The 23,572-nt window shown below is 42.6% G+C and carries 23 protein-coding genes, 1 tRNA gene and 2 pseudogenes; 3 read left to right on the top strand and 23 right to left on the bottom strand.

The features are described from left to right. Positions 1-163: 163 nt before the first annotated feature. From G541_RS0100810 to G541_RS0100820, 3 genes are read right to left on the bottom strand one after another with little or no spacing between them, the layout of a single operon-like run. Positions 164-955, bottom strand: a complete 792-nt coding sequence (locus G541_RS0100810; protein WP_009554859.1) for a phosphotransferase family protein — start codon at positions 953-955, stop codon at positions 164-166. 50 nt (positions 956-1,005) lie between these two features. Beyond that, complete coding sequence (locus G541_RS0100815; protein WP_027826168.1) at positions 1,006-2,232, bottom strand: ABC transporter permease; 1,227 nt, start codon at positions 2,230-2,232, stop codon at positions 1,006-1,008. Continuing rightward, the gene (locus G541_RS0100820) at positions 2,225-2,962 is read right to left on the bottom strand and encodes an ABC transporter ATP-binding protein (protein WP_027826169.1); all 738 of its coding nucleotides are present in this window, start codon (positions 2,960-2,962) and stop codon (positions 2,225-2,227) included. Before G541_RS0100820 ends, G541_RS0100815 begins: the two co-directional genes overlap by 8 nt. A 96-nt stretch (positions 2,963-3,058) precedes the next feature. Between G541_RS0100820 and G541_RS0100825 the strand changes: the two genes are divergently transcribed. From G541_RS0100825 to G541_RS0100835, 3 genes are all read left to right on the top strand, one after another. Continuing rightward, positions 3,059-3,487: an HIT family protein gene (locus G541_RS0100825; protein ID WP_027826170.1), complete on the top strand. Its 429-nt coding sequence runs from the start codon at positions 3,059-3,061 to the stop codon at positions 3,485-3,487. Between the two features lie 3 nt (positions 3,488-3,490). Then, positions 3,491-3,784 (top strand): hypothetical protein, encoded by a 294-nt coding sequence (locus G541_RS0100830; protein WP_027826171.1) that lies wholly within the window; start codon positions 3,491-3,493, stop codon positions 3,782-3,784. A gap of 145 nt (positions 3,785-3,929) precedes the next feature. Next, positions 3,930-4,820, top strand: coding sequence for a peptidylprolyl isomerase (locus tag G541_RS0100835; RefSeq protein WP_027826172.1), 891 nt, complete (start codon positions 3,930-3,932; stop codon positions 4,818-4,820). A gap of 108 nt (positions 4,821-4,928) precedes the next feature. Here the strand turns inward: G541_RS0100835 and G541_RS0100840 are convergent, their stop codons facing one another. The 20 genes and pseudogenes from G541_RS0100840 to purB all read right to left on the bottom strand — a co-directional run bounded on the left by G541_RS0100840 (position 4,929) and on the right by purB (position 23,547). Continuing rightward, positions 4,929-5,906 carry a 3'-5' exoribonuclease YhaM family protein gene (locus tag G541_RS0100840; protein WP_009554871.1) on the bottom strand — a complete coding sequence of 326 codons (978 nt, stop codon included), beginning with the start codon at positions 5,904-5,906 and terminating at the stop codon, positions 4,929-4,931. 157 nt (positions 5,907-6,063) lie between these two features. Continuing rightward, positions 6,064-6,411, bottom strand: coding sequence for a YlbF family regulator (locus tag G541_RS0100845; RefSeq protein WP_027826173.1), 348 nt, complete (start codon positions 6,409-6,411; stop codon positions 6,064-6,066). Between the two features lie 42 nt (positions 6,412-6,453). Next, positions 6,454-8,526, bottom strand: coding sequence for a transglycosylase domain-containing protein (locus G541_RS0100850; RefSeq protein ID WP_027826174.1), 2,073 nt, complete (start codon positions 8,524-8,526; stop codon positions 6,454-6,456). Positions 8,527-8,601: 75 nt separating this feature from the next. Continuing rightward, a complete protein-coding gene (locus tag G541_RS0100855; protein WP_027826175.1) occupies positions 8,602-9,060 on the bottom strand; it encodes an arginine repressor in 459 nt (152 codons plus the stop codon). A 52-nt stretch (positions 9,061-9,112) separates the two neighbouring features. Further along, positions 9,113-9,781, bottom strand: coding sequence for a Crp/Fnr family transcriptional regulator (locus G541_RS0100860; RefSeq protein ID WP_027826176.1), 669 nt, complete (start codon positions 9,779-9,781; stop codon positions 9,113-9,115). Between the two features lie 186 nt (positions 9,782-9,967). Further along, positions 9,968-10,757: pseudogene (locus G541_RS09065) on the bottom strand (UDP binding domain-containing protein); the annotation flags it as partial. 14 nt (positions 10,758-10,771) lie between these two features. Then, positions 10,772-10,966: pseudogene (locus tag G541_RS10775) on the bottom strand (Wzz/FepE/Etk N-terminal domain-containing protein); the annotation flags it as partial. 241 nt (positions 10,967-11,207) lie between these two features. Then, positions 11,208-12,155: a riboflavin biosynthesis protein RibF gene (gene ribF / locus G541_RS0100875; protein WP_027826178.1), complete on the bottom strand. Its 948-nt coding sequence runs from the start codon at positions 12,153-12,155 to the stop codon at positions 11,208-11,210. Positions 12,156-12,167: 12 nt separating this feature from the next. After that, positions 12,168-13,076 (bottom strand): tRNA pseudouridine(55) synthase TruB, encoded by a 909-nt coding sequence (truB, locus tag G541_RS0100880; RefSeq protein ID WP_027826179.1) that lies wholly within the window; start codon positions 13,074-13,076, stop codon positions 12,168-12,170. A 121-nt stretch (positions 13,077-13,197) separates the two neighbouring features. Continuing rightward, positions 13,198-13,557 (bottom strand): 30S ribosome-binding factor RbfA, encoded by a 360-nt coding sequence (gene rbfA, locus G541_RS0100885; RefSeq protein ID WP_009554889.1) that lies wholly within the window; start codon positions 13,555-13,557, stop codon positions 13,198-13,200. 14 nt (positions 13,558-13,571) lie between these two features. Next, positions 13,572-15,815 carry a translation initiation factor IF-2 gene (gene infB, locus G541_RS0100890; protein WP_009554891.1) on the bottom strand — a complete coding sequence of 748 codons (2,244 nt, stop codon included), beginning with the start codon at positions 15,813-15,815 and terminating at the stop codon, positions 13,572-13,574. 77 nt (positions 15,816-15,892) lie between these two features. Then, positions 15,893-16,201 (bottom strand): L7Ae/L30e/S12e/Gadd45 family ribosomal protein, encoded by a 309-nt coding sequence (locus G541_RS0100895; RefSeq protein ID WP_009554893.1) that lies wholly within the window; start codon positions 16,199-16,201, stop codon positions 15,893-15,895. Continuing rightward, positions 16,191-16,490 (bottom strand): RNase P modulator RnpM, encoded by a 300-nt coding sequence (rnpM, locus tag G541_RS0100900; protein WP_027826180.1) that lies wholly within the window; start codon positions 16,488-16,490, stop codon positions 16,191-16,193. The genes G541_RS0100895 and rnpM overlap by 11 nt, the downstream gene beginning before the upstream one ends. A gap of 21 nt (positions 16,491-16,511) precedes the next feature. Beyond that, a complete protein-coding gene (gene nusA, locus G541_RS09070; protein WP_009554897.1) occupies positions 16,512-17,648 on the bottom strand; it encodes a transcription termination factor NusA in 1,137 nt (378 codons plus the stop codon). A 20-nt stretch (positions 17,649-17,668) separates the two neighbouring features. Continuing rightward, positions 17,669-18,148, bottom strand: a complete 480-nt coding sequence (rimP, locus tag G541_RS0100910) for a ribosome maturation factor RimP (protein ID WP_009554899.1) — start codon at positions 18,146-18,148, stop codon at positions 17,669-17,671. Positions 18,149-18,299: 151 nt separating this feature from the next. Beyond that, positions 18,300-19,625: an MATE family efflux transporter gene (locus tag G541_RS0100915; RefSeq protein ID WP_027826181.1), complete on the bottom strand. Its 1,326-nt coding sequence runs from the start codon at positions 19,623-19,625 to the stop codon at positions 18,300-18,302. A 232-nt stretch (positions 19,626-19,857) separates the two neighbouring features. After that, positions 19,858-21,549, bottom strand: coding sequence for an arginine--tRNA ligase (argS, locus tag G541_RS0100920; protein WP_027826182.1), 1,692 nt, complete (start codon positions 21,547-21,549; stop codon positions 19,858-19,860). Between the two features lie 223 nt (positions 21,550-21,772). Then, positions 21,773-21,843, bottom strand: a tRNA-Gly gene (locus G541_RS0100925). A 45-nt stretch (positions 21,844-21,888) separates the two neighbouring features. After that, entirely contained in the window at positions 21,889-22,098 is a 210-nt protein-coding gene (locus G541_RS0100930) for a DUF2187 domain-containing protein (protein ID WP_009554905.1), read from the bottom strand. A 153-nt stretch (positions 22,099-22,251) separates the two neighbouring features. Next, positions 22,252-23,547 carry an adenylosuccinate lyase gene (gene purB, locus G541_RS0100935; RefSeq protein WP_027826183.1) on the bottom strand — a complete coding sequence of 432 codons (1,296 nt, stop codon included), beginning with the start codon at positions 23,545-23,547 and terminating at the stop codon, positions 22,252-22,254. Positions 23,548-23,572 lie beyond the last annotated feature (25 nt).

Genomic DNA, 23,572 nt, shown 5'->3' on the forward strand with positions numbered 1-23,572 from the left:
GAGGGTGATATAAAGTGTGATGACCTTCGTTCATACTTAGGTTCTAGACTTGGGGCTATTTGCCACGTAATTTATGTGCTATTAGTGAATAAACAACGAGGCTGGTGCGAAAACAGAATTTTCTCCCAGCCTCTCAATAAAAGTATTTTTAAATTAATTTTACTTAGTTTTTCGTATCGACAAAATCGGCTAATTTACATATGTCTTGGTTCATTTCATGGAAACGACCACGCCCATGACTATGCTTGATAAAAAACAATAAGTTCATCATTGTATACCAATCAACTCGCGCTTGAAAAGCGGAATCAATCTCTCTTCCATAATAGCGTTCAAGCCACTCATGCCATTGATCACGTGGGACATATAGGCACATTAACATGCTTAAATCCAATGCTGGGTCGCCAACTACTGCTGATTCCCAATCTACTAAATATAAACGTTTAGCATCTGATAACAACCAATTTTTATGATTTAAATCGCCGTGACATACTTCGAAATTTGCTGGGTCTAACTGAGGCATAGTCCGCTTCAGTTGGGTAGCAACACGCGCTAACAACGGATGCTTCCGCAGGTCTGAACTCAGCCCATCAAAATAACTGTCTAATAGGCTTGTTGGGGTCACAACAGTTCCGCCAACCTGTCTTAGCATTTTCTTTAACAGCTTAGAATGATGTACTTTGTACAAGAGGTCAGAAACCTGCTTTGAAGCCATCTCACTTTTATGTAAGCTTCGTCCGTTTAACCATTCTTGGGCCGTCAAAGTGTCACCAGATGACATCCGTTTCGTCCACATCAACCGTGGGGTAACCCCCTCAAGAGATAAGGCAGCTAAAAATGGAGATGTATTTCGCTTCAAGAATAACTTCTTGTTCTTGCTAACCCCCATATAAGCCATACCTGTGTCGCCACCGACTGGGAGAACTTGCCAGCTATTTGTTTCCAAATTGAAATCCATCTTGGCTCGCTCCTCTACTCAATTCGATAACCTCTTAAAGTTTACAAATTTCACTTCTGAGTGTCAAGCAATTTATCCATCTTCTGAGGGAGGTAAAAGCCCGTTAAGACGGCGTTTTCACAACTTAGAATTACCAGCATCCCCCCACTTAAGAGCCAATTCTTAGTTACAATTTCAACCCCGACTACTAGCAAAATTGTCACTCCTCCAAGCAGATAGCGCATCACTTTTTGGAGTGCCTTTCTTTGTTGAAGTGGTTGTAGTGGCCATACATATTGAAACAAATTATTGCGGTGGACACTAGCTAGTCCTAACATTTGATTCATTACCAGGTAAAGCCATAGCACTGCCACTGCTCCACGCACCCAGACCCCCGGAATGAGGAGCACGACCATCACACCTACACCAACTAACCGGAAGTAGGTTCCACTCAAGTTGGGATTGCGCACTAAAGTCCGGTAGTAACAATACAAATATGGATTGCCCTTAGCTTGGGGCAGAAGTTTATCCCATAGTTTACGCCGCTTGATACTCCCTTGAACTGCCGGCACATCAGTAAATAGGTTAAAAAAGCGGTACAAGCGCGCCATCCGACTGTTTTCTTTGGCTAAAGCAAGCTGCCAATCAATACCATAATCTTCCAACCGGTAAGTAGTTATCCCGACCACTCCCAAACAAAGCGCTGCCAGGGCCAAACCACCCCAGCAAGTCACCCTCAAGGCCAGGATCAAGCAACTAATTTGTGTACCAAATAACACCAGGTACTCTTGCTTAGTTGCTAATTGTACGTTACGTTTTTTAGTCAAAATTCGGTATTCTAGCAGTGTTAACGTACCCTTTAATAATAATTGAGTCAGCCCTAGTGCCAGTAAGTCCCAACTGTTCATGCCTAGTCCCCGTAATACTAAAGGGCTTATTATTCCCAGTCCAATTATTTGTAATCCGCAGTTACGCCATAAACTCCACCAAAACGCCCGTTGTATATATTGACCACTAGCTTTTTCTTGCGGTAACCAAAAAATGGGGTCGGGTGGTTTGAGCAAAGTGGTGATTGAACCAACATACAGCCACCCCCACAGCCAGATTCCACTTACCGGCCAGACCCACCAAGCCGCGTTCTCGGGAGTTAGGTTTTGCACTAGCTGGGCGTAGCCTAAACTAAATCCCCCCAAGATAAATAATAGTGCAATAACAAAGTGATCATTGAGCACATAACGACTATATTTCAGTAATAAACGCCGATATGCCCGTTGACGCTGGCGCCATAAATCATTCATCACTTCCACCCTCCTGTGTTAAAGCTAAGTAAATATCTGTCAAATTAGCGTCCGCCATGTGTGCTTGGGTCTGTAAATCGGTTAATGTTCCATGAGCAATAATTTGTCCATGGTCCAGCATAATAAAACGGTCACAGTAAGTTTGCGCTGTTGATAAAACATGCGTTGACATCAAAACACCCGCACCGGCATCTGCTTTTGTTCTAATACTTGTTAACAGGTTTTTGACTGCTAGTGGGTCCAAGCCTAAAAACGGTTCATCAATAATAAACAGTTGGGCCTGGGTAATAAACGCACAAGTGATCATTACCTTTTGCTTCATCCCTTTGGAAAAGTTAGCAGGTAACCAGTCTAATTTATTGGTCAACCGGAATAAATGCAACAAGTGCTGGGCATCTTGCCAGGCCTGATCATGATCTAAATGATAAGCCATGATTACCATTTCAATATGTTCCCGTAAGGTAAGTTCTTCATATAGAACCGGCATCTCAGGAATATACGCTAATTGCTCTTTATATTTTTGCGGATTGGCCTGCAAAGAAATGCCATTTAACTCAATTTCTCCAGTATGGGGCGTTAGCAAGCCGATCAAATGATTGATTGTGGTCGATTTGCCTGCTCCGTTCAAGCCGATCAACCCCACAATTTCACCGGCTTTGACAGTAAAGTTTAAATCTTTGATCACTGGTAGGCGTGAATATCCCCCAGTTAAATGGGTAACGGTTAACATAGGATCCCTCATCTCTTTATCTACTCGGTTCTTTATTCTTAGTGTATAATTATTTTAAACATGAATAAACACTTTTCACTAATGGAGGAAGCATTTATGAACGATTGTATTTTTTGTAAAATTATTGCTGGCGAAATCCCTAGTGTCAAAATCTATGAAGATGATGATGTGTATGCCTTCATGGATATTTCTCAAACTACCCCTGGTCATACCCTGTTAGTACCTAAGCAGCACGTGGCTGATATTCTCGCATATGATGCTGATTTGGCAAGCAAAGTTTTCAGTAAGCTCCCTATGATCGCACGAGCAGTTAAAAATTCTGATCCAGCCATCAAAGGTTTAAACATCGTTAATAATAACGGTGAAGTGGCTTACCAATCTGTCTTCCACTCCCACATTCATATTATTCCCCGGTACTCTAGCGCAGATACTTTTGCCATTCGTTTCAGCGATAATAGTGCTGATTACAGCGCTGAACAACTCCAAGCACTAGCTGCCAAGATTGTAGCTCACTTGGAAAAATAGCACATGCGGACAAGAACCAAAATCGCCCTTACGTTTATCGGTGGTGTTAGTACCTGGGGATACTTAGAATGGCGGCACTTCAAACAGCAGCGATCAACAGATTTGGGGTTCGACCAAGTTAAAAATGACCTCCAGCATGCGGCTTTTGTTTGGGAACAAATCAGCGGCAAGACTAATCGTCTATTAGCAACTGTCGTGACTGCCCAAGCAGATTTGCTTCCATTAAAAGATAAAATTGCAGCCTATACCGCTGCCATAGAAAAATGGAATACAGCATTGGAAACAAAGCTCCATTAATACGCTTGTAGGTCAGGACACTTTCTAAAAAATGTTTAAATTAATTACTACTTACCCCCTTCCTGTTTCTGGTCCTGTGGTATAGTAGGACATGTTATTAAATTTACTTTTCACAATTTAGATAGAAACGGATGTGTTTATGCTTATGCAGAAAAAATGGTTAGTTGCTTGTGCTACTATCCTGGCTTCAGTCAGCCTGGCAGCCTGCTCCAAAACGGTTGCTACAACTTCCGGTGGTAAGATTACCGAAAGTGAATATTACAGTAGTTTGAAAAAGACTTCATCTGGTAAGCAAGTATTGCAACAGATGATCTTAAATAAAGTCTTGGAAAAGGAATACGGTAAAAAAGTCACTGACAAGGACGTTGACAAAGAATATGCCAATTACAAGGACCAGTATGGTTCTAGCTTTAACAGTGTCTTGCAACAAAATGACTTGACCAAATCAGCTTTCAAGAAGCAATTACGGTCCAACCTTCTCTTACAAGAAGCGGTTAAGGATAACGTTAAGATCACTCCTTCAATGCTCAAGAGTCAATGGAAGTCTTATGAACCTAAGATTACAGTGGCACATATTCTAGTTTCTAAGAAGAGTACAGCTGAAGATATCATTAAAGAACTACAAAAAGATGGTAGTTACAAAAACTTCAGTAAATTAGCTAAAGAAAAATCCACTGATTCATCTAGCAAGAAGAATGGTGGTAAGCTCGATTCTTTCGACAATACGGATACCAACTTAGATGATGACTTCAAGAAGGCCGCTTTTGCCCTCAAGCAAGGAACCTTCACCACAACTCCTGTCAAGACTAGTTATGGTTATCACATCATCTACTCCATCAAGAATCCAGGCAAGGGTAAGATGTCTGATCACACTGCTGAACTGAAGAAGCAAATTATCGCTAGTGAAATGAACGATACGACTACTTTGCAATCAGTTATTTCCAAGGTCCTGAAGAAGGGGAACGTCTCCATTAAAGATAACGACCTGAAGAATGTCTTATCAGACTATACTTCAAGTTCATCAAGCAGTAATTAAATTCGTTACTCTTAGCCACAAATAAGCATGAGGGATACTCTCATGACCAAACAAAAACCAGACAACAATCTCCGCTGCGGAGCTGTTGTCTGGTTTTTGTTTTAACATTTATTCATCTTGTTGCTCAGACTGGTCGGACCAGTTTTGGGGCCGGTAAAATTTCAAATTATCTTTAGCGAAAATCCGTCCAGAAAATTCTCCTGGTTCAGTCTTTTCCAATGCCGACCGTACCATCTGAATTGAAGCATCCAGTTCATCCAATTGGTGCAATACATCGGCTTCTAAGAGGTGAGGTCGGACTGGTGAACCATACTCTAACAACCCGTGGTGAGCTAAGATCATATGGCGCAGTAACACGATGTTTTCTTTCTTGGTGTCAATTCCTGTCTCATCACAAACCTTGATGATTTCTTCGTCTACCAAAACAATATGTCCTAAAAGATTGCCTGCTAAAGTATACTCTGTGCCAACGGGTCCACTCAACTCGAGCGTCTTACCTAAATCATGAAGGATTGCACCCGCATACAACAATGAGGCATTGACGTGTTGATATTGTTGGGTAACTGCTTTAGCCAACCGTAAAATCGATAAAGTATGGTAAGCCAAGCCAGCTACAAACGCATGGTGATTCTTCTTGGCAGCTGGATAGGTAAAAAAGTCTTTTTGGTACTTGTGCAGTAACGCATAAATAATCTTTTGCCAATCAGGATCAGTGATGTCTTCAATATATTCTTTAAACTCATTTGCCATTTCCTTGGGGGCTTCTGGAGCCGTCGGCATGTATAATCCCGGATCGGCATAAGCCCCCGTCGTTACTGGTTCCAGCCGCGTAATCCGCACTTGCCGGTTATCTTGGTAATTAATCAAACTTCCAGTTAGCAAGACCACTGCCCCTGGAACCAACTGGGTTAAGTCTTCAGAACTTGGATCCCAATACATCGCAATTACTTCACCTGATTTGTCAGCAAAAGTTAAAATCAAGTATTGTTTACCATTTTTTGAAACACGCCGTTCCACTCCTTTAAGGAGGACATGCAGGTGAATTTGTTCACCCACTGCGTAGTCAAATAATCTTTTTTCAGCCATTTTTCCTCCATCTCTATGCAAGAAAGTTCCCCCTCTTGCCTCATACCATCATCTGACAAGAGCAGCACCTACTTCTCTTGCTATTTGAAGAGAGGGAGTGGACATAATTGTTCTCCACTCCCTCTCTTTGGCCATTCGTCCATATGAGTAACTGTTATTATGATTCGTATAATTCAGTGATTGGCTTGAACAAGGCTTGTTCAATGTCATCAACAACCACGCTCAAGGCCCGTTCTTTTTCCATCAGGCGCTTAACTGCATCGAATGAAGCTGCCTTTTGTCCAATTTCGTGCATCTTCTTGGCCTCTTCCGGCTTGATATCTGCTAATGAGCCATCTTGTTGCCGCTTTTGTAATTCATCTTGTGCTTTGCGTAATTCTTGGAAAACCGCATATGCTTCTTCGTCTTCCTTCAAGGCCGCAAAAGCAGCTTGCAATTCTTTATATTCTTTAATTTGGCGTAAGTCAGCTTGTAACTGATTAGCCGTATCGTAAATATTAACCACGATTATTCCTCCTCAATGTAACTACGTTTATTATAACATTGATTAACCACCAAACCAGTTACTAATTATTTGTTTGCTGTTTGAGAACCATTCTTTAGCTTTACTCTTCAAGTTATCGCCAGTGTTCTTAATTTCATTCCAAACATCTTCACCCTCTGAGCTATTGGCTTGTTTAGCTTTGGCCATAGTTGAAGCTGACTGAACATCAAATTGAGTTTGCGCGGTATTCGGCAGAATACCCTCCATTTCGGTCTTAAAGAGTAGTGATCCACCCCGTACTCCCTCATCTTGCAATGAATGATTACTTGAATCAAAGCCAACCCAGGTGGCAACCACTATATCCTTGGTATAGCCAACATACCAGTGGTCCTTATCAGCTTGGTTACCTTTACCAGTATTTTCGGTTGTCCCTGTTTTACCAGCAATAGTATATCCATCAGGCTTGGCTGTATATCCAGTCCCGCCAGCTGCATAAACATCTAGCATCATGCTAGTCATTTGGTTGGCCACCTTAGTAGACATGACTCGCTTGGACTTTGGTTCTGCATCGACAATAGTCTTTCCCGTTGCGTCCACAATCTTGGTAATGTAATGTGGCGTCTGGCGCGTGCCATCATCAGCAAATGCCGTATATGCCCCTGCCATTTGTTGCGGTGAGACCCCTTTATCCAAACCACCGAGGGCCAAACTTAGATTCTTATCATCTTTATTTACCGGCAAGCCAAACTTTTTGACCGAATTGTAACCAGCATTAACCCCAATTTTATTGAGGAGCCATACAGCTGAGGTATTCTTGCTCAGTGCTAATGCTTTGTACATCGGCAATTCACCACTATATTGATTATCCCAATTATGCGGTTGATAATGATTAGTCCCATAAGCACGATATTCATCTTTGATCATTGAATCGTAATGATAGCCATCCTGCAAAGCAGGTGTGTATACCGCTAATGGTTTGATCGTTGAACCTGGAGACCGTACTAGCTGCGTTGCCCGGTTGTAGCCACGGAAAACATGACTTCCTGAGCGACCACCTACAACCGCCATTACCCCACCAGTCTTAGGATCAACTGCGATCGAAGCTCCCTGTGCTTGGGCGCCATCAGTTGCGTTGTAAGGAAAAAGAGCATCATTTGCAAAAGCATTTTGCATCTTTTGTTGGTATGTTTGATCCAAAGTAGTATAAATCTTGTATGCTCCGTTCATCACATCTTTTTCAGATAGGTCATACTCATTAATTGCTTCGTTGATCACTGCATCGAAGAAATATGGGTACCGGTAACCTGATTTGTACTGGTAGCGATCATTTGTAGTCATCGCAGTTTTCTGGTATTGAACCATTTCATCTTGACTGAGTTTGTTATTTTCATGCATCAAGCTTAAAACCACATTCCGACGCTGCGTCGCAGCCTGCGGATGATCTTTGGGATTAAAACCATTAGGGCTAGTCAGCATCCCTGCCAAGGTGGCCGCTTGGGGAACACTTAGTTGACTAGCATTAACTCCGAAATACTTGCGGGCGGCATCTTGGACACCCCAGACCCCATTGCCAAAATAAGCATTGTTTAGATACATTGCCAAAATCTGCTTTTTGGAATACGTATTCTCAATCTGCATGGCAATAAAAATCTCTTTGGCTTTCCGCGAAAAAGTCTGTTGTTGGGTTAAGAAAGCATTTTTCGCCAGCTGTTGGGTAATGGTGCTCCCCCCACCACTGATATAGTCTCGGTGGAGAAGTTTGTTTTTGACATATAACAAACCAGCCCGGGCAATACCTTTAACTGAAAAACCGTATTCTTTATAAAAATTGCGGTCTTCCGTTGATAACACCGCTGCTTCAACATGCGGTGAAATCTGGTCCAAATCGACCCATGTTCCCTTTTGGGAATAAAGATACCCCGCTTTGTTATTATTGTGGTCATAAATTGTTGTTGTCTGTTTAAGCTTAGAATTTAAACTTTTAACATCAGCTGTTTTAGCAACAAAAACCAGGTAAGTCGAGCTGAGGAAGATGATCGTTAGACCAACTACTATCAACCACCGCGTCACCTGGTACCGATGCCATTTTCGCTTAATAAATTCCCACAAATTTGTTAACCATGGTACATTCTTCATTAACCTTAATATTCCTTTATTCGTTTTTGCCTATTTTATCACATTCTCAATGATAGGGGCATTTTAGGAAAATTCTTAAGCATTTTTCATATGTTGCTTAATCATAGTTCCCACCTGATTGGCACTTTCCGCACTATCGCAGATCAAGACTAGTGTGTCGTACCCTGCCAATGTCCCTAAGACATGCGGGATCTGGTAATCATCAATGACTGCTCCCAGGCCGTTGGCATTGCGCGCAATCGTATGAACGATCAACATAAATTGTACCTGATCAACTTGACTGACATTATCTCTAATACTTTTATAGAGGCGTTCGCTCTGGTCCGCTGGTTGGTGCTTATAGACCACATAGCGTACCTGTCCGGTATTGTCAGCCTTTTTGGTAATATGTAATTCTCTAATATCTCGTGAAATCGTGGCTTGAGTTGCCTTAATTCCCCGGTCTTTAAGTATTTTGATTAGTTCTTCTTGCGTTCCAATGCGATTTTGGACAATTACACGTTCAATTATGGCTTGCCGCTCTTCTTTCTTCATCATTTTTCTCCTATTCATTATTCTTTATAAATATCCAAAATCCATTATATCATTAACCATACTTCTTTTTCAGAACAGTCTGATGAACAGCAATCACCCCTCGACGGGTCAACGCCTCTTGGGCACAAACGTGGGACCGTAGCGTTTTACTAATTGTTGGTAAAGTGGAATTAGCAATATTAGCAATCATATCCCGAGTAAAAGTTCGAGGCAAATAGACAAAACCTTGCCTGGTATCCCCAAAATAATGAGCTAGTGCCAAAATCGTCATCCATATGCGATCAGGAGCAGCAGGCTGCGAAACCGCTAAGGTCATGTCCTCGCTAATCGTTCCCTGATAAAAGCAGTCCTCAAATAATACATGTTTCCATCTCAGGTTCATTGCTTCTAACGCACGCAACGCATGGGGATTGATCTTCAATGCTACCACATCTGTCCAAGCCATAAAGTAATACTGATTCTTAATGAAACTTTTCTTTTGACAACAACGCCCAAAAGGAAAAAAGTGTTTGGTAGCAATAAAGCGGGAAAATGGTTTGCCATCTTGTTCCAATAAGTCAACTTTAACTAACCCTTTCAGAACATAAAAAAGGGTTCCTTCCAGCTCTTCGTCAGCAATCGTTGTTCCTTGCTTGTATGCTGTTAAAGGACAGTTGGCTACCAAGTATTCACACTCAGCTTGACTGAGACCAGTTTCATGCAGTGAAGCCGCAATATCCATGTTTTCACCTCCTTTTTGCGTAACTATATCACATTAAAAATAGCGCTTACATAAAATACTTTAAATATCATTCTTTTTTTATGAAAATATCATCGTCATCCCGTATCCTTTTTATCGGGAGCAAAAAGTTAGTGCTAAATAAACTAAGCGGCTGTGAAAAGTTTCTCCCAGCCGCTGGTTACTTTTCTAATTTTGATGAAAAAGATCCCGTGTATAAAGTTTATCTTGCACATCACTCAATTCGTCACTATACCGGTTAGTAATAATCAGTTCACTCATTTCTTTGAACTGCTGCAAATTGTTAATAACTGGATTGCCAAAAAAAGGTATCCGGCTGTGCCAACAATGGTTCATAAATGATTACTTTGGCTCCTTTAGCACGAACCCGCTTGATCACACCCTGAATCGCAGACTCACGGAAATTATCCGAGTTTGTTTTCATAGTGAGCCGATAAACACCGATCACCACTGCTCGTTCCTTTTGAGGACTGTACACTAAATCATTAGTATAGTCATAATAACCGGTCCGTTTGAGGATCTGGTCAGCAATAAAATCCTTCCGCGTACTATTAGCGGTGACAATTGCTTCAATTAATTCTTCTGGAACATCCTGATAATTGGCCAATAACTGTTTTGTATCTTTAGGTAAACAGTAGCCACCATAGCCAAAAGATGGATTATTGTAGTAATCACCGATCCGTGGATCCAAGCAAACAGCTTTAATAATCTCCTGCGTGTTTAAGTCATGAACCTCCGCATATGTATCCAGTTCATTAAAATAAGCTACGCGTAAAGCTAGATAAGTACTAGCAAAAAGTTTGGTAGCCTCTGCTTCTGCTAAACCCATGAACAAAACCGGGATATTCTTACGCAAGGCTCCTGCCTGTAAAAGGTCTGCAAAGGTTTTAGCCCTAGTGATTGTTGCTGGTTGATCATTTTTTGTTGTAACAATGATCCGGTTAGCATTTGGGTGGTCGACTCGTTATAGTTTCCATTCCGCGTTGTTTGCTTTCCAGTAATATAGATCTTAGTTGTTAAAACATAAGTTGGAATTACGACCCAGGCGCTCCAAACATAGCCAATTGCAGCACACACTATTGTCCCCGCCATGATGACCCACCACCGGTGGAGTAACGCTTTAATTAGATTTAATAAGTCAACTTCGTTATATTCATTTGTGTTCATTCCTATTCCACCACCATTGCGTTCCCTCTTATCTAGGTGCACTAATAAAAAAGTTCACTATCCCTTATTAAAATAAACAATAGTGAACTATTTTGGTGCAATGCACGCCAAATAAACTATTCGTTGTGTAATCTCTGTGCCAACTTAAACATGCCATCTTGCTCACCTACTCAACTGTTAATCATATTCACAAATAATTATACAGTTTTTGATACCGCTTACCAGTTAATATATCTATAACCTAGAAACTAGCTAAGAGCTTACGACTTTGGGCACGGTCTGCTTGCAATTGACTGATCAACTCATCAATGCCATCAAATTTAATCATTGGCCGCAAATAATACATCCATTCAACCGTTACCTGCCGTCCATAAACTTGACGGTTAAAATTGAACAAATTGATCTCAACAGTTCGGGCAAGATCATTCCCGAAAGTTTCGTTATTGCCGATTGACGCCATCCCCTGGTACCAAGTACTTTCACCGTCCAAACGCACGCGAACAGCATAGACCCCATCTCCAGGGATTCGTTCCTGGGCCCACGGTAAAACGTTAAGGGTAGGAAAACCTAGCTCTCTACCGCGCTGGAAACCATGAACAACTTTGCCATGGACCTGATAGTGGTAGCCCAATAGGCGGTTGGCCTCCGTCATCTGTCCAGTGGCTAGGGCCTGTCTGATCCGGGTTGAACTAACTTTTTGGCCGCCATCACAAAGGTGGTTGACACACATAATGTTAAACCGTCCCTGGGCATACTCAGGCAGAAGAGGCATAGTAGCAATAGCTGGGGGGCCATAAGTAAAGTCCGCCCCTGCGACTAAGTAACGTGCCCGGAGAGCAACGGCATATTTATCAATAAATTCCTGCGGTGGCATATATACTAAATTTTCATCAAAAGTAACAATGTATAAAATATCTACTCCTAACGCTTCCATCCGCTCAATTTTTTCCTGATTAAGCGTTAAATAGCGCATGGTATCCTTGGTAACATCTGTAAAGAAAATCTTGGGATAGATATCAAATGTCAATACAGCTAGGGGCAGGTGTGTATTGTGAGCTTTCTTGCGGGCTACATTGATTACCCGTTGGTGGCCCCGGTGAACGCCATCAAAGAAGCCCATTGCTAAGACAACATCTGAATTAGGAATCTGCGTCTGGTCATATGGTTCAGTTAATCGAATTATTCGCACTCTATCACCTTCTTATTCGCTCAAATCAATCATTGTTTCTGGTCGAAAGACTTGGCGTTGCGTATCGTATTGGTAGACACACCGTACTTTGCCATGGTAAGTCAGCGTCACTTTGGTTTTATCTTGATATTCAGGTAAAGCTAAAAAGCCCCCATTTTTAACTATCCGCCACTGATCTGAAGTCACAGCTACTGCTGGTAGGTCCCGCAGAGCTGTTGCCACCGGTAGGAGCACTTGATCTAGTTTGTCTTGGTCTTTAGCTTGCTGGAGTTGGTCTAAAGTCAGAGTTTGACCAACAGTGATCCCCCCGCTTTTCAGCCGCGTTAAATCTGACATTACTGCTGGAACACCGAGAATCTTTCCCAAGTCAACCGCTAGAGTCCGGACATATGTCCCCTTACCACAACCAACTTCAAAATAAATTTTCTGTAAGCCAGTCTGTGAATCAAAAGTCGCTACTTGTCGCTGCTTGAAATAATCAACATGGATTAACCGTTTGGGACGATCCACTTTTTCGCCAGCCCGAGCATACTCGTAGAGGCGTTTCCCCTTGACCTTAACAGCCGAATACATTGGGGGAATCTGTACAATATCACCCACCAACTGTTCCATCGCAGCCACGATTTCAGTAGTGGTAAACGGACGTGTCAATGGTTGCCGCGCGATTTCAGCTCCATCCAGGTCTTCGGTTTCAGTAGCAAAACCCAGGGTGATTTCTCCCTGATAGATTTTACCTGACGCCATCAAATAATTTACTAGCTTAGTTGCTTTGCCGATACATACCGGTAAAACTCCATCAACATTAGGATCTAATGTCCCACTATGGCCGACACGTCGAGTTTGAAAAATTCCCCGACACCGAGCAACACAGGCTGCACTAGTCATTCCGCGCTCTTTAAACAAAGGTACGATTCCGTCCACTCTCCATCACTCCTCAATCACGTGGTAAATCTTTGTTATTATACCATTCTCGATACTGAAAAGGAGTGCTGGATCTGCACAAGGATCCAACACTCCTCAGTAACCTCATCTTAAAGTAACTTTAAAATGAGTTGTTCTTTTTTAAATCATTTAATAATTGGTCGATTCGGTCGCCATAGCGGACAGATTCATCCCGTTCAAACTTGATTTCCGGCGTCACATAAATTGTTAACCGGCGTCCCAGTTCTCCACGAATCAAACCTGTTGCCTTGTCCAAACCTTGTTGCGCTTTTTGCGCATCAGAAGCCTTGTCGGATAAAATACTGTAATAGATAGTTGCATGTTGCAAGTCCCCGGAAACATCTACCCCTGTGATGGTAATGTCTTGAACCCGCGGATCACGCACCCGTTTCAGCAAGATATCGCTCACTTCACGTTCGATTTCCTTGGCTAACCGTCCAACGCGATGTTCTTTAACCATACTGTCACCTCAGACTATTCTACTGGAACTTCTTCCATAACATATGCTTCGATTTGGTCGCCAACCTTGATATCGTTGTAGTTTTCAATCATTAAACCACATTCATACCCTTGCTTGACTTCCTTCACGTCATCTTTGAAACGCTTCAAACTAGCTAATTCGCCTTCATAGATAACAATCCCGTTTCTGATAATCCGGACACCACTATCCCGACGAATATAACCGTCAGTTACGTAGCCCCCACCGATCGTTCCAAGCCGAGAAACTTTGTAAGTCTGCCGAATTTCCACCTGACCAGTGATCTTTTCTTTGAACTCTGGTTCCAGCTTCCCTTTCATGGCACTTTCGATTTCATCAATAGCTTGGTAGATCACCCGGTGTAAACGAATATCTACCTTATCCATTTCTGCTTGCTTCTTGGCATCAACAGTTGGCCGCACGTTAAAGCCGACGATGATTGCTCCTGAAGCTTCGGCCAAGGTAACGTCACTTTCATTGATTGCACCAACAGCCTGGTGAATGATATTAACGCGGACACCTTCAACATCGATCTTCTTCAAGGACCCAGCTAAAGCTTCAACCGAGCCTTGTACGTCAGCCTTGATGATCACATTTACCTGTTTCATATCTTCTTGTTTCATCGTGTCAAAGAGGTTGTCCAATGTTACCCGTTGGGTTTCAGACCGTTCCTTCATCAATGCCCGTTTAGCTCTTTCTTCACCAGCAGCCCGGGCTGTCTTTTCATCATCAAAGACAACAAACCGTTCCCCTGAGTCAGGCACATCGTTCAAACCAGTAATTTCCACTGGCATTGATGGGGTAGCTTCTTTGATACTGTGTCCATACGCATCGGTCATCGTCCGCACACGGCCGAAGGTATTGCCGACAACGATTGGGTCCCCTACCCGGAGTGTTCCTTGTTGAACTAAGAGGGAAGCTACGGAACCTTTCCCTTTATCTAACCGGGCTTCGATTACAGAACCAGCCCCATTTTGGTCTGGGTTAGCTTTGAGTTCAAGAATTTCAGCTTGTAAAAGAATCATATCTAATAATTCATCCAGGTTCTTGCCGAACTTAGCTGAAATTTGGACGAAGATTGTATCGCCACCCCAGTCTTCTGGAATTAATTCATATTCCATCAATTGTTCCATTACGTGGTTTGGATTAGCCCCAGGCTTGTCAATCTTGTTAACCGCCACAATAATTGGCACGTTAGCTGCTTTAGCGTGGTTGATCGCTTCGATTGTCTGTGGCATTACCCCATCATCAGCAGCCACCACTAAAACAGTAATGTCAGTGATGAACGCCCCCCGAGCCCGCATGTTAGTGAAGGCTGCGTGCCCTGGTGTATCCAAGAAAGTAATTGTCTTATCATCATGCTTGATCTGATAAGCCCCGATGTGTTGCGTGATTCCTCCAGCTTCACTATCAGTAATGTGGGAATGACGGAACTTGTCCAGCAAAGTAGTTTTACCGTGGTCAACGTGACCCATGATTGTTACTACTGGTGGGCGTGGAGCTAAATGTTCAGTATTCTTTTCTTCATCTTGGAAGAACTTATCAATATCAGCCACATCGACTTCAACTTTCTCTTCGGCATTGATGCCATAATCAGCAGCCAATAATTCAATTGTGTCTTTGTCTAAGGATTGGTTTTGGTTAACCATAACCCCCATCATGAACAGCTTCTTGATAATTTCGGCTGGTTCCCGGTGGATTTTCTTGGCAATTTCAGCAACATTCATGCCGACTGTGTAAACCAATGTTTCTGGTAATGGCTTGTTCTTTCTTTGTGGGACTGGCTTCTTGTTTTGTTGCCGGTTGTTGTGGCGGTTCTTTTTATTTTTCTTGTTGAACCGCTTGCGTCCCCCATTTTGGAAGTTGTTATTCCGGTTGAACTTGCCGTTACCACCACGGTTGTTCCGTTGGTTGCTATCTTCATCCCGCATAGCCCGGCGCTCGTCGCGGCCTGCAGGTTGTTCATGCTTCTTGCGGAAATCCCGTGATTTTGGTGCAGATTGCACTGGCTTCTTGTGCTCAGTGTGCTTGTTAGCCGGTGCTTTCTTTTCTGATTTTGGTTGTTGTTTTGGGGAAGTAGTATTACCCTTCATTGCTTTCTTGATAACTTGCTCCTCTCCAGCATTCACAGTTGACATGTGGTTACCCACCGTCAACCCCTGCTCTTTAGCAATTTTAATTACCTGTTTACTGCTCATCTTGAGCTCTTTGGCTAATTCATAGATGCGTTTTTTAGTCATCTGATCACACTCCTAATCGTAACCTTACGCGGATTCGCCTGTCCTCCAGTCGGTCGACAGGAAAATCCTGTCTGAACCTAGGAGGTTGTTAATAATTGTTTCATTTTGGTACTAAAGCCTTGATCCATAACAGCCAGTAATGACCGTGAACTGCCAATCGCGTAACTCAGCTCTGCACGCGTAAACTCTGTGCACAAATAGACATTGTACGATTGACACTTATCCGTAAATTTCTTACGCGAACTCGCCCCACCATCACTAGCAAAAAAGACCAGTCCGGTTTGACGCCCACGAATAGCTGCTAAAACCCGGTCCTCACCCGTTGTCAGCTTTTGTGCACGCCGGGCAAGTCCAAGCATATTCAAAACTTGTTGCTTATTTTTCATTGCCAAATAACTTTGCACGTTCTACCTGGTGGTCAACATATGCAATTAACTCATCATAGAATTCATCAGCAATTTTCAGTCCAAAAGCCTTATCAAAAATTCTCTTTTTCTTGGCTAACTTTGCGATAGCAACATCTAAAAAGATGTAAGCACCGCGTCCGGCTTTCTTCCCCGTAGGGTCGATGCTAACTTCATTTTGCTTATTTTTGACAACTCGCACTAATTCTTTTTTCGGTTTCATCTCGCCGGTCACAATGTCTTTACGCATTGGAATTTTACGTTGTACCATAATAGACTTCTCCTCTAGTAATTATTCTTGGTCCGTAGCATCGTTTTGCGGATAAAAAATAATTGGTTCCAGTGCAGCTTCCTTGGCTGCAGCAATTTCTGCAAGATAATCTTCGTATGAAGGCATCTCACTTTCAGACTTAATATCAATCTTGAAGCCAGTCAACCGGGCAGCTAAGCGGACGTTTTGTCCCTTCTTACCGATAGCCAATGATAATTGGTCATCAGGAACAGCCACTGTACATTCACGGTCGTTTTCTGGATTGAACCGTACTTCTAAGACATCAGCTGGATTCAGTGCATTGGAGATGAACTCAGCTGGATCTTCTTTCCATTCAACAATGTCCATGTTTTCCCCATGGAGTTCATTGACAATCGTTTGCACCCGTTGGCCTCGTGGTCCTACACAAGTACCAACTGGATCGATATTGTCATCATTAGAACGAACTGCGATCTTGGCCCGATCGCCAGCTTCCCGGGCAATCGAAACGATTTCGACAGTTCCATCGTACAGTTCTGGAACTTCATTTTCAAATAATCGCTTCAACAGGTCTGGATGTGACCGACTTACGAAGACCTGTGGTCCCCGTGTTACGTTTTCAACTTTGTAAACATACACTTTGATCCGTTGGTGGGCCTCATATTCTTCCGTTGGAATTTGGTCCCGCTTAGACATCAAAGCTTCGATCGTCCCAATATTTACGTAGATATTGCCCCGACTGTCACTCCGTTCAACTTCACCCGTAACGATTTCATCTTCGTAGCGAATGTACTTATCGTAGATAACACTTCGTTCTGCTTCCCGCATCCGTTGCAAGATTACTTGCTTAGCAGTTTGCGCAGCAATCCGCCCGAAATTCTTAGGGGTGACTTCAAACTTGATCGTATCGCCAATTTCGTAAGCTTTGTTTTTTTGCAAAGCATCCTTCAAACTAACTTCCAACAATGGATCCAGTGCTTCTTCAACCACTGTCTTAACCGCATAAACGTGCATGTCACCTTTGTTTTGGTCAAACTCAACTTCCACGTTTTGGGCCTGGTCATAGTTGCGCTTGTAAGCAGAAACTAACGCTGCTTCCATTGCTTCAATGACGATCTCTTTCTTAACGCCTTTTTCTTTTTCCAGCGTATCTAATGCATTTAGTAATTCCTTACTCATGCTTCTTTGACTCCTTATTCTTAAAACTTAATTGCTAAACGCGCCTTGGCAACCTGTTTGCGGGGAATATCGACTGTTTTCTTGCGTGTCTTATCCATATATTCCAGCACTAAGTGTTCATCATCTAATGCGATGAGGTTACCTTCATAAACCTTCTTACCAGCAATCTGCTGGTACAAGGAAACATTGATATATTCTTGATTTGCTAGTGCCTGTTGATAATCCTGTTCCCGCTTTAATGGGCGTTCTGCCCCGGGTGATGACACCTCAAGGTAGTATGCCTGGGGGATCGGATCAGGGTCACAATTATCAAGTTTTTCGCTCAGTTGATCACTGACTAGGGCACATTCTTCAATGTTGATTCCTCCCGGCTTATCAATGTAAACCCGTAAGTACCAACTCTTGCCTTCCTTAACAAACTCAATGTCAAACAAGTCAAAATGGTGTTCCGCTAAAATTGGGTTGACCATTTCAGTGACTACTTCAACTACGTTACTCACTTGCTAACAGACCTCCTTTACATCCTTTTAAAGAAAAACCCAATAAAAAAAGTGAGCATACTGCTCACTCTTTTACGAGCTATACAATTAACAGACAAAGTATAGCATATTTACGTCTAGTGTTCAAGGACGAGCTCCAATGTCATCCCTATCATTGTTCCTTATTCTGAAATACATACCGGTAGATAAGATATCCACAAAGACAAGTAATCAAGTCTGCCACAGCCTGAGCCCAAACAATTCCGTGATATCCATTGGTCATCTTCAATATTTCCAATGCAATGAAATAGATAATTCCTTGTCGACTAACTGCCATTGCAAAAGCCGCCCAAGCATTCCCTATTGATTGAAAGACTGTTGTATAAACCAGGATCAACCCTACCAGAGGAGTAGTCAGCAGAGTTGCCCGCAACATGTATGCCCCAGCTGTTACGATTTCTGGTTGGTTCATGAACAGTCCTGTTACCGGACGTGCAGCAATAATCAAGACTCCACCAACAAGGATGGCATAAACTATCTGAACCAGCATATCAAAGTGTAAAATTTCTTTTAAACGTGACCAATTCTTAGCCCCGTAGTTGTAGCCAATCAGCGGTTGCGCCCCAAAAGTGAAGCCAACAATCACCAAGATAACTACTCCGTAAATTTTTTGCGTAATCCCCATTGCTGCCACTTGCTGGGCTCCATAAACAGCTAACGATGAATTCAAAAGCGCCATCCCAAAGGTCTGCGCAAAGTTAGTAATAGAACTAGGAATCCCAATCGCAATAACCTCTTTGACCGTTCGTCCATCAAGGCAGGCTAAGCGGGGGTCCAAGCTAACATATTGTGCCCGCTGCCAAATGAAATAGACCAAGATAAGATCCGTTACCAGGTAGCCGGTAACATTGGCAATCCCCACTCCTAGAGCGCCCATCTTCAAACCAAAGAGAAATATTGGATCTAAAATAATTGCCAAAATTGTCCCTATCATGCTGGCTAGCATTGCTTGAAAAGCCAGCCCCTCAGTTCGGATAAGATTTTGGGGAATGACTGAAAAAACAACTGCAAACGCTCCAACAGCTAAAACACGATAAAAAGCGGCTGCATCCTGATAGGTTGTTGCTTTGGCCCCTAAGATCAACAAGATTGGTTTTTCAAACCATAAAAGGAGCACCGTCAACACGATGCTAGTGAGTATTCCCCAATAAATGCTAAAACTGCTTACCCGCCGACTTAAGGTATAGTTTTTCTCACCAAACAAGCGCGAGATAACTGAACTACCACCTAATCCAAAGATATCTGCAACCGCTAATAAAAAGGTAAACAGCGGGGCCCCAATGGTAATTCCTGCCACTAGATTCGGATCACCTGTTTTAGCAACAAACATCGTATCTGCCAAACTATAAATCATCGTTGTCAACATCCCCAAGACCACTGGGAGAGCTAACTGAAAGTAAACTTTCTTGACTGGTGCTTTGCCAAATAATTCTTCCATTTTCCATCTCCAAAATAAAAACGAATTAAAATAACCTACCACCCGTAGTCCATGAGGTAAGTATTTTAATCGTTTCTTGTATAACACTTATTACGCTAGCATATTTCAGTTGTGTGCGTAAGTAATTTTCACATACTTATCTTATAATATGCCAACTTGAAAAACTTCCTTCCCCTAAAAAATAAAACTGGAAAACACAGCGTTTTTCCAGTTTCTTTCTTATTTTCTAATATTACATTTCGTCTGGTGCTTGGACGCCTAATAGCCGCAAGGATTCCTTCAAAACGATCGTTAAACTCTTAACCATTGCCAACCGGGATGCCTTTTGTTCATCATCAGTTAGGATCCGGGAATGTGCATAGTACTTGTTGAAAGCCTTGGCTAAGTGAATAGCATACTTCGCAATCACAGATGGTTCGTATTCTTCAACTGCCCGCTTAACCGTTGCTGGGAAGTCACCCAATAACCGTAGCGTTTCCCATGCTTCTGGATCGTCCAGGGCGTATGCTTGATCCGTTGGGATGTCCATATTAGCTTTCCGCAGGATACTCATTGCCCGTGCGTGTGAGTATTGAACGTATGGGCCTGTTTCCCCTTCAAAACGGACAACCTCTTCTAGGTCAAAGTCAAAGTTGTTCATCCGGTCATTCTTCAAATCATGGAAGATTACTGCTCCGACCCCAACGTCATGCGCTACTTCTTGCTTGTTAGCCAAGTCTGGGTTCTTAGCTTCGATTTGCTTGTAAGCCAAGTCCACCGCATCATTCAAGACGTTTTCAAGGAGGATTACCCGTCCCTTCCGGGTGGATAACTTCTTACCACCAGAAGTGATCAAGCCGAATGGAATATGCTTGATGTCATCGCTCCAGTCGTAGCCCATTTCCTTGAGAACAGCTTTCAACTGTTGGAAGTGTCCCGTTTGTTCAGACCCCACTACGTATAATGATTGCTTGAAGTTGTATGTCCGATACCGGTACAAGGCAGCAGCTAGGTCCCGCGTGATGTACAAAGTACCCCCATCAGACCGTAAAATTAAAGCTGGGTTGAGGTCATACTTATCTAAATCGACAATTTGTGCCCCTTGACTTTCTTTTAAGAGGTTCTTTTCTCGTAAGACTTCAATAATTTCATCCATCTTGTCGTTAAAGAAGGATTCCCCATTAAAGGAGTCAAACTCTACCCCTAACTCCTTGTAAATCTTCATAAAGTAATTTAAGGATTCAGACCGGAACCATTGCCAAAGTTCAGTTGCTTCTTGGTCACCATCTTGTAGTTTTTTGAACCATGCCCGTGCCTTATCATTTAGTTCAGGATCCTTGTCAGCTTCTTCGTGGAAGTGAACATAATACTTGAGTAGCGTATTGATTGGGTCGTTTTTGACATCCGCCTCATTACCCCACATCTTGTAGGCTTGGATCAGTTTCCCAAACTGAGTTCCCCAGTCACCTAAGTAGTCAATCTTGATTGGCTTATAGTTGGTCTTTTTCAATAATTCAGCAATTGAATTTCCAATCACAGTTGACCGCAAGTGTCCCATTGACATTGGTTTAGCAATGTTAGGTGATGACATATCAATTGGAACATTGCCCTGGTCACCGAGATTTTGATCCCCATAGTGAGCGCCCGCAGTCAACACGTTCTGTAAAATTTCTTGACTGTATGCTTGCTTATCTAAGAAGAAGTTGATATATGGGCCCACTGCTTCGATCTTTTCAAAACCATCTTGCGGTAACTTAGCCACTAAGTCTTGGGCGATAGCTTGGGGTGCCTTACGCAAAATCTTAGCCAGCATGAAAGCTGGAAAGGCATAGTCCCCTAAGTCTAAAGTCTTGGGTACTTCAATCTTGGCACTAATTTGGTCAGCAGTTAATTGATTGTCAACAGCTACAGCAATTAAATCAGCAATTTTTTGTTTGTAGTCCATTTTTTCCTCCTAAATAAAAAATCTCTTACATCTGAAATGTAAGAGACGAGATTTCCCGCGGTACCACTCTAATTGATAAAAAGTCCACTCAACTATTTATGATGTGATTCATAAGAAGTGCGATTCAGATACTGCCCTCACCTGGCTCCCATCAACCCAGACTCGCTAAAGAGTTTCATATCCTACTAGTTTCTATCATCGAATCAATACCTGACGGCTTATAAGCGGGTAACGAGAATCGAACTCGCGACAGTAGCTTGGGAAGCTATCGTTTTACCACTAAACTATACCCGCATAACGTGGTTTAGTATACCACACAGTTTTTTAAATGTCAGCACTTTATGCACTAATTTTTTTCATTTTCTTCAAGCTAACTACAGCTCGGTTATGAAAGTCACCAACTGCAATCGTATCTTCTTGATGATAGTTGGTAATCTCCACCATAGCAGAGTTTTCGTAAATCTTTTGAATCTTTCCCTCGAAGTCATGATTTAAAGAGGCAAATTTCTGACACTTTACTGTATCACCAATTGCAAACTTCTTTTCCATGTCTATGCTCCTTTTAATTCCGTGATTGAATACTAACAGATTGAAAAACAACTTGCAAGTAATATTTTCACTTCAGCAACCAACTCCAATAAAAATAGCAAAGGAGGCTGGCAAAACCAACCTCCTTTATACAAAATTATCAAATTGTCCTATTTAATCTAAACCAACCCGCCGGAAAATATCATCGACGTGGCGTAAATGCCAGTGATAATCAAAGGCATCATCTAAGTCTGCTTTTGATAATTGCTTTTGCACCGTTGGATCGGCTTCTAAAAGTGGTCTAAACGGCACTTGTTCAGCCCAACATTGTGCCGTATACGGCTGGATCAAATCGTAAGCCTCTTCACGACTCAAACCAGATTCGACTAGCTTCAAAAGCACCCGGCCACTATAAATCAAGCCCAGCGTCTTATCCATATTTTTCTTCATTGTTTCTGGGAAAACGTCAAGGTTTTTGATAATGCGGGTAAACCGGTGCAGCATATAATCTAGTAAGGATGTAGTATCCGGCAAGATAATCCGCTCTGCCGATGAATGGGAGATGTCACGTTCATGCCATAAAGTAATATTTTCATAGGCAGTAACAATATGTCCCCGGCACACGCGAGCCAAACCTGAAATGTTTTCCGAACCAATCGGGTTCCGCTTATGTGGCATTGCTGAAGAACCCTTTTGCCCTTTGGCAAAGTGCTCTTCAACTTCATGAATTTCTGTCCGTTGCAAGCTCCGAATCTCGGTTGCAAATTCTTCCAAACTCGTTGCAATCAAAGCCAGTGCAGCGATATATTCGGCATGTAAGTCCCGTGGCAATACTTGGGTTGAAATTTCTTGGGGGCGGATCCCTAATTTGTTGCAGACATATTCTTCAACAAACGGTGGCACTTCAGCAAACGTACCAACTGCGCCAGAGATCTTACCTGCTTCAACTCCCCGTGCTGCATGGTCAAAGCGTTCGATATTCCGTTTCATTTCAGAATACCAGCGGGCTAATTTCAACCCAAAAGTTGTTGGTTCGGCATGGACACCATGGGTCCGCCCCATGCAAACCGTATACTTAAATTCTTGTGCACGTTGGCCGATCACATCAGCCAATTGTTGCAGGTCTTGACGTAAGATATCATTTGCCTGCTTTAAGCGATAGCCCTGCGCCGTATCCACTACGTCTGTACTCGTTAAACCGTAATGAACCCACTTTTTTTCTGGTCCTAATGATTCAGACAGGTTCCGGGTAAAAGCAATCACATCATGGTGCGTAACTGCTTCGATCTCAGCAATACGGTCGACATCAAACTTGGCATTTTGCTTGAGCTTGGCAACATCAGCTGCAGGAATGTGGCCGAGTTCAGCCCATGCTTCATCGGCTGCCAACTCTACTGCTAACCAACATTCATACTTCTTATGTTCACTCCAAATAGCCGCCATTTCTGGCCGAGTATATCTTGAAAGCATTCCAAATCTCCTCTTTAAATAAGAA

The sequence above is a fragment of the Ligilactobacillus saerimneri DSM 16049 genome, from assembly GCF_000423265.1.
Lineage (GTDB): Bacteria > Bacillota > Bacilli > Lactobacillales > Lactobacillaceae > Ligilactobacillus > Ligilactobacillus saerimneri.

What these genes read in the sequence shown, in the direction of transcription:
- G541_RS0100810 (WP_009554859.1), bottom strand. Translation starts at nt 955, where the DNA reads ATGGATTTCAATTTGGAAACAAATAGCTGGCAAGTTCTCCCAGTCGGT.
- G541_RS0100815 (WP_027826168.1), bottom strand. Translation starts at nt 2,232, where the DNA reads ATGAATGATTTATGGCGCCAGCGTCAACGGGCATATCGGCGTTTATTA.
- G541_RS0100820 (WP_027826169.1), bottom strand. Translation starts at nt 2,962, where the DNA reads ATGTTAACCGTTACCCATTTAACTGGGGGATATTCACGCCTACCAGTG.
- G541_RS0100825 (WP_027826170.1), top strand. Translation starts at nt 3,059, where the DNA reads ATGAACGATTGTATTTTTTGTAAAATTATTGCTGGCGAAATCCCTAGT.
- G541_RS0100830 (WP_027826171.1), top strand. Translation starts at nt 3,491, where the DNA reads ATGCGGACAAGAACCAAAATCGCCCTTACGTTTATCGGTGGTGTTAGT.
- G541_RS0100835 (WP_027826172.1), top strand. Translation starts at nt 3,930, where the DNA reads ATGCAGAAAAAATGGTTAGTTGCTTGTGCTACTATCCTGGCTTCAGTC.
- G541_RS0100840 (WP_009554871.1), bottom strand. Translation starts at nt 5,906, where the DNA reads ATGGCTGAAAAAAGATTATTTGACTACGCAGTGGGTGAACAAATTCAC.
- G541_RS0100850 (WP_027826174.1), bottom strand. Translation starts at nt 8,526, where the DNA reads ATGAAGAATGTACCATGGTTAACAAATTTGTGGGAATTTATTAAGCGA.
- G541_RS0100855 (WP_027826175.1), bottom strand. Translation starts at nt 9,060, where the DNA reads ATGAAGAAAGAAGAGCGGCAAGCCATAATTGAACGTGTAATTGTCCAA.
- G541_RS0100860 (WP_027826176.1), bottom strand. Translation starts at nt 9,781, where the DNA reads ATGGATATTGCGGCTTCACTGCATGAAACTGGTCTCAGTCAAGCTGAG.
- rbfA (WP_009554889.1), bottom strand. Translation starts at nt 13,557, where the DNA reads ATGGTTAAAGAACATCGCGTTGGACGGTTAGCCAAGGAAATCGAACGT.
- infB (WP_009554891.1), bottom strand. Translation starts at nt 15,815, where the DNA reads ATGACTAAAAAACGCATCTATGAATTAGCCAAAGAGCTCAAGATGAGC.
- G541_RS0100895 (WP_009554893.1), bottom strand. Translation starts at nt 16,201, where the DNA reads ATGAAAAATAAGCAACAAGTTTTGAATATGCTTGGACTTGCCCGGCGT.
- rnpM (WP_027826180.1), bottom strand. Translation starts at nt 16,490, where the DNA reads ATGGTACAACGTAAAATTCCAATGCGTAAAGACATTGTGACCGGCGAG.
- nusA (WP_009554897.1), bottom strand. Translation starts at nt 17,648, where the DNA reads ATGAGTAAGGAATTACTAAATGCATTAGATACGCTGGAAAAAGAAAAA.
- G541_RS0100915 (WP_027826181.1), bottom strand. Translation starts at nt 19,625, where the DNA reads ATGGAAGAATTATTTGGCAAAGCACCAGTCAAGAAAGTTTACTTTCAG.
- argS (WP_027826182.1), bottom strand. Translation starts at nt 21,549, where the DNA reads ATGGACTACAAACAAAAAATTGCTGATTTAATTGCTGTAGCTGTTGAC.
- G541_RS0100930 (WP_009554905.1), bottom strand. Translation starts at nt 22,098, where the DNA reads ATGGAAAAGAAGTTTGCAATTGGTGATACAGTAAAGTGTCAGAAATTT.
- purB (WP_027826183.1), bottom strand. Translation starts at nt 23,547, where the DNA reads ATGCTTTCAAGATATACTCGGCCAGAAATGGCGGCTATTTGGAGTGAA.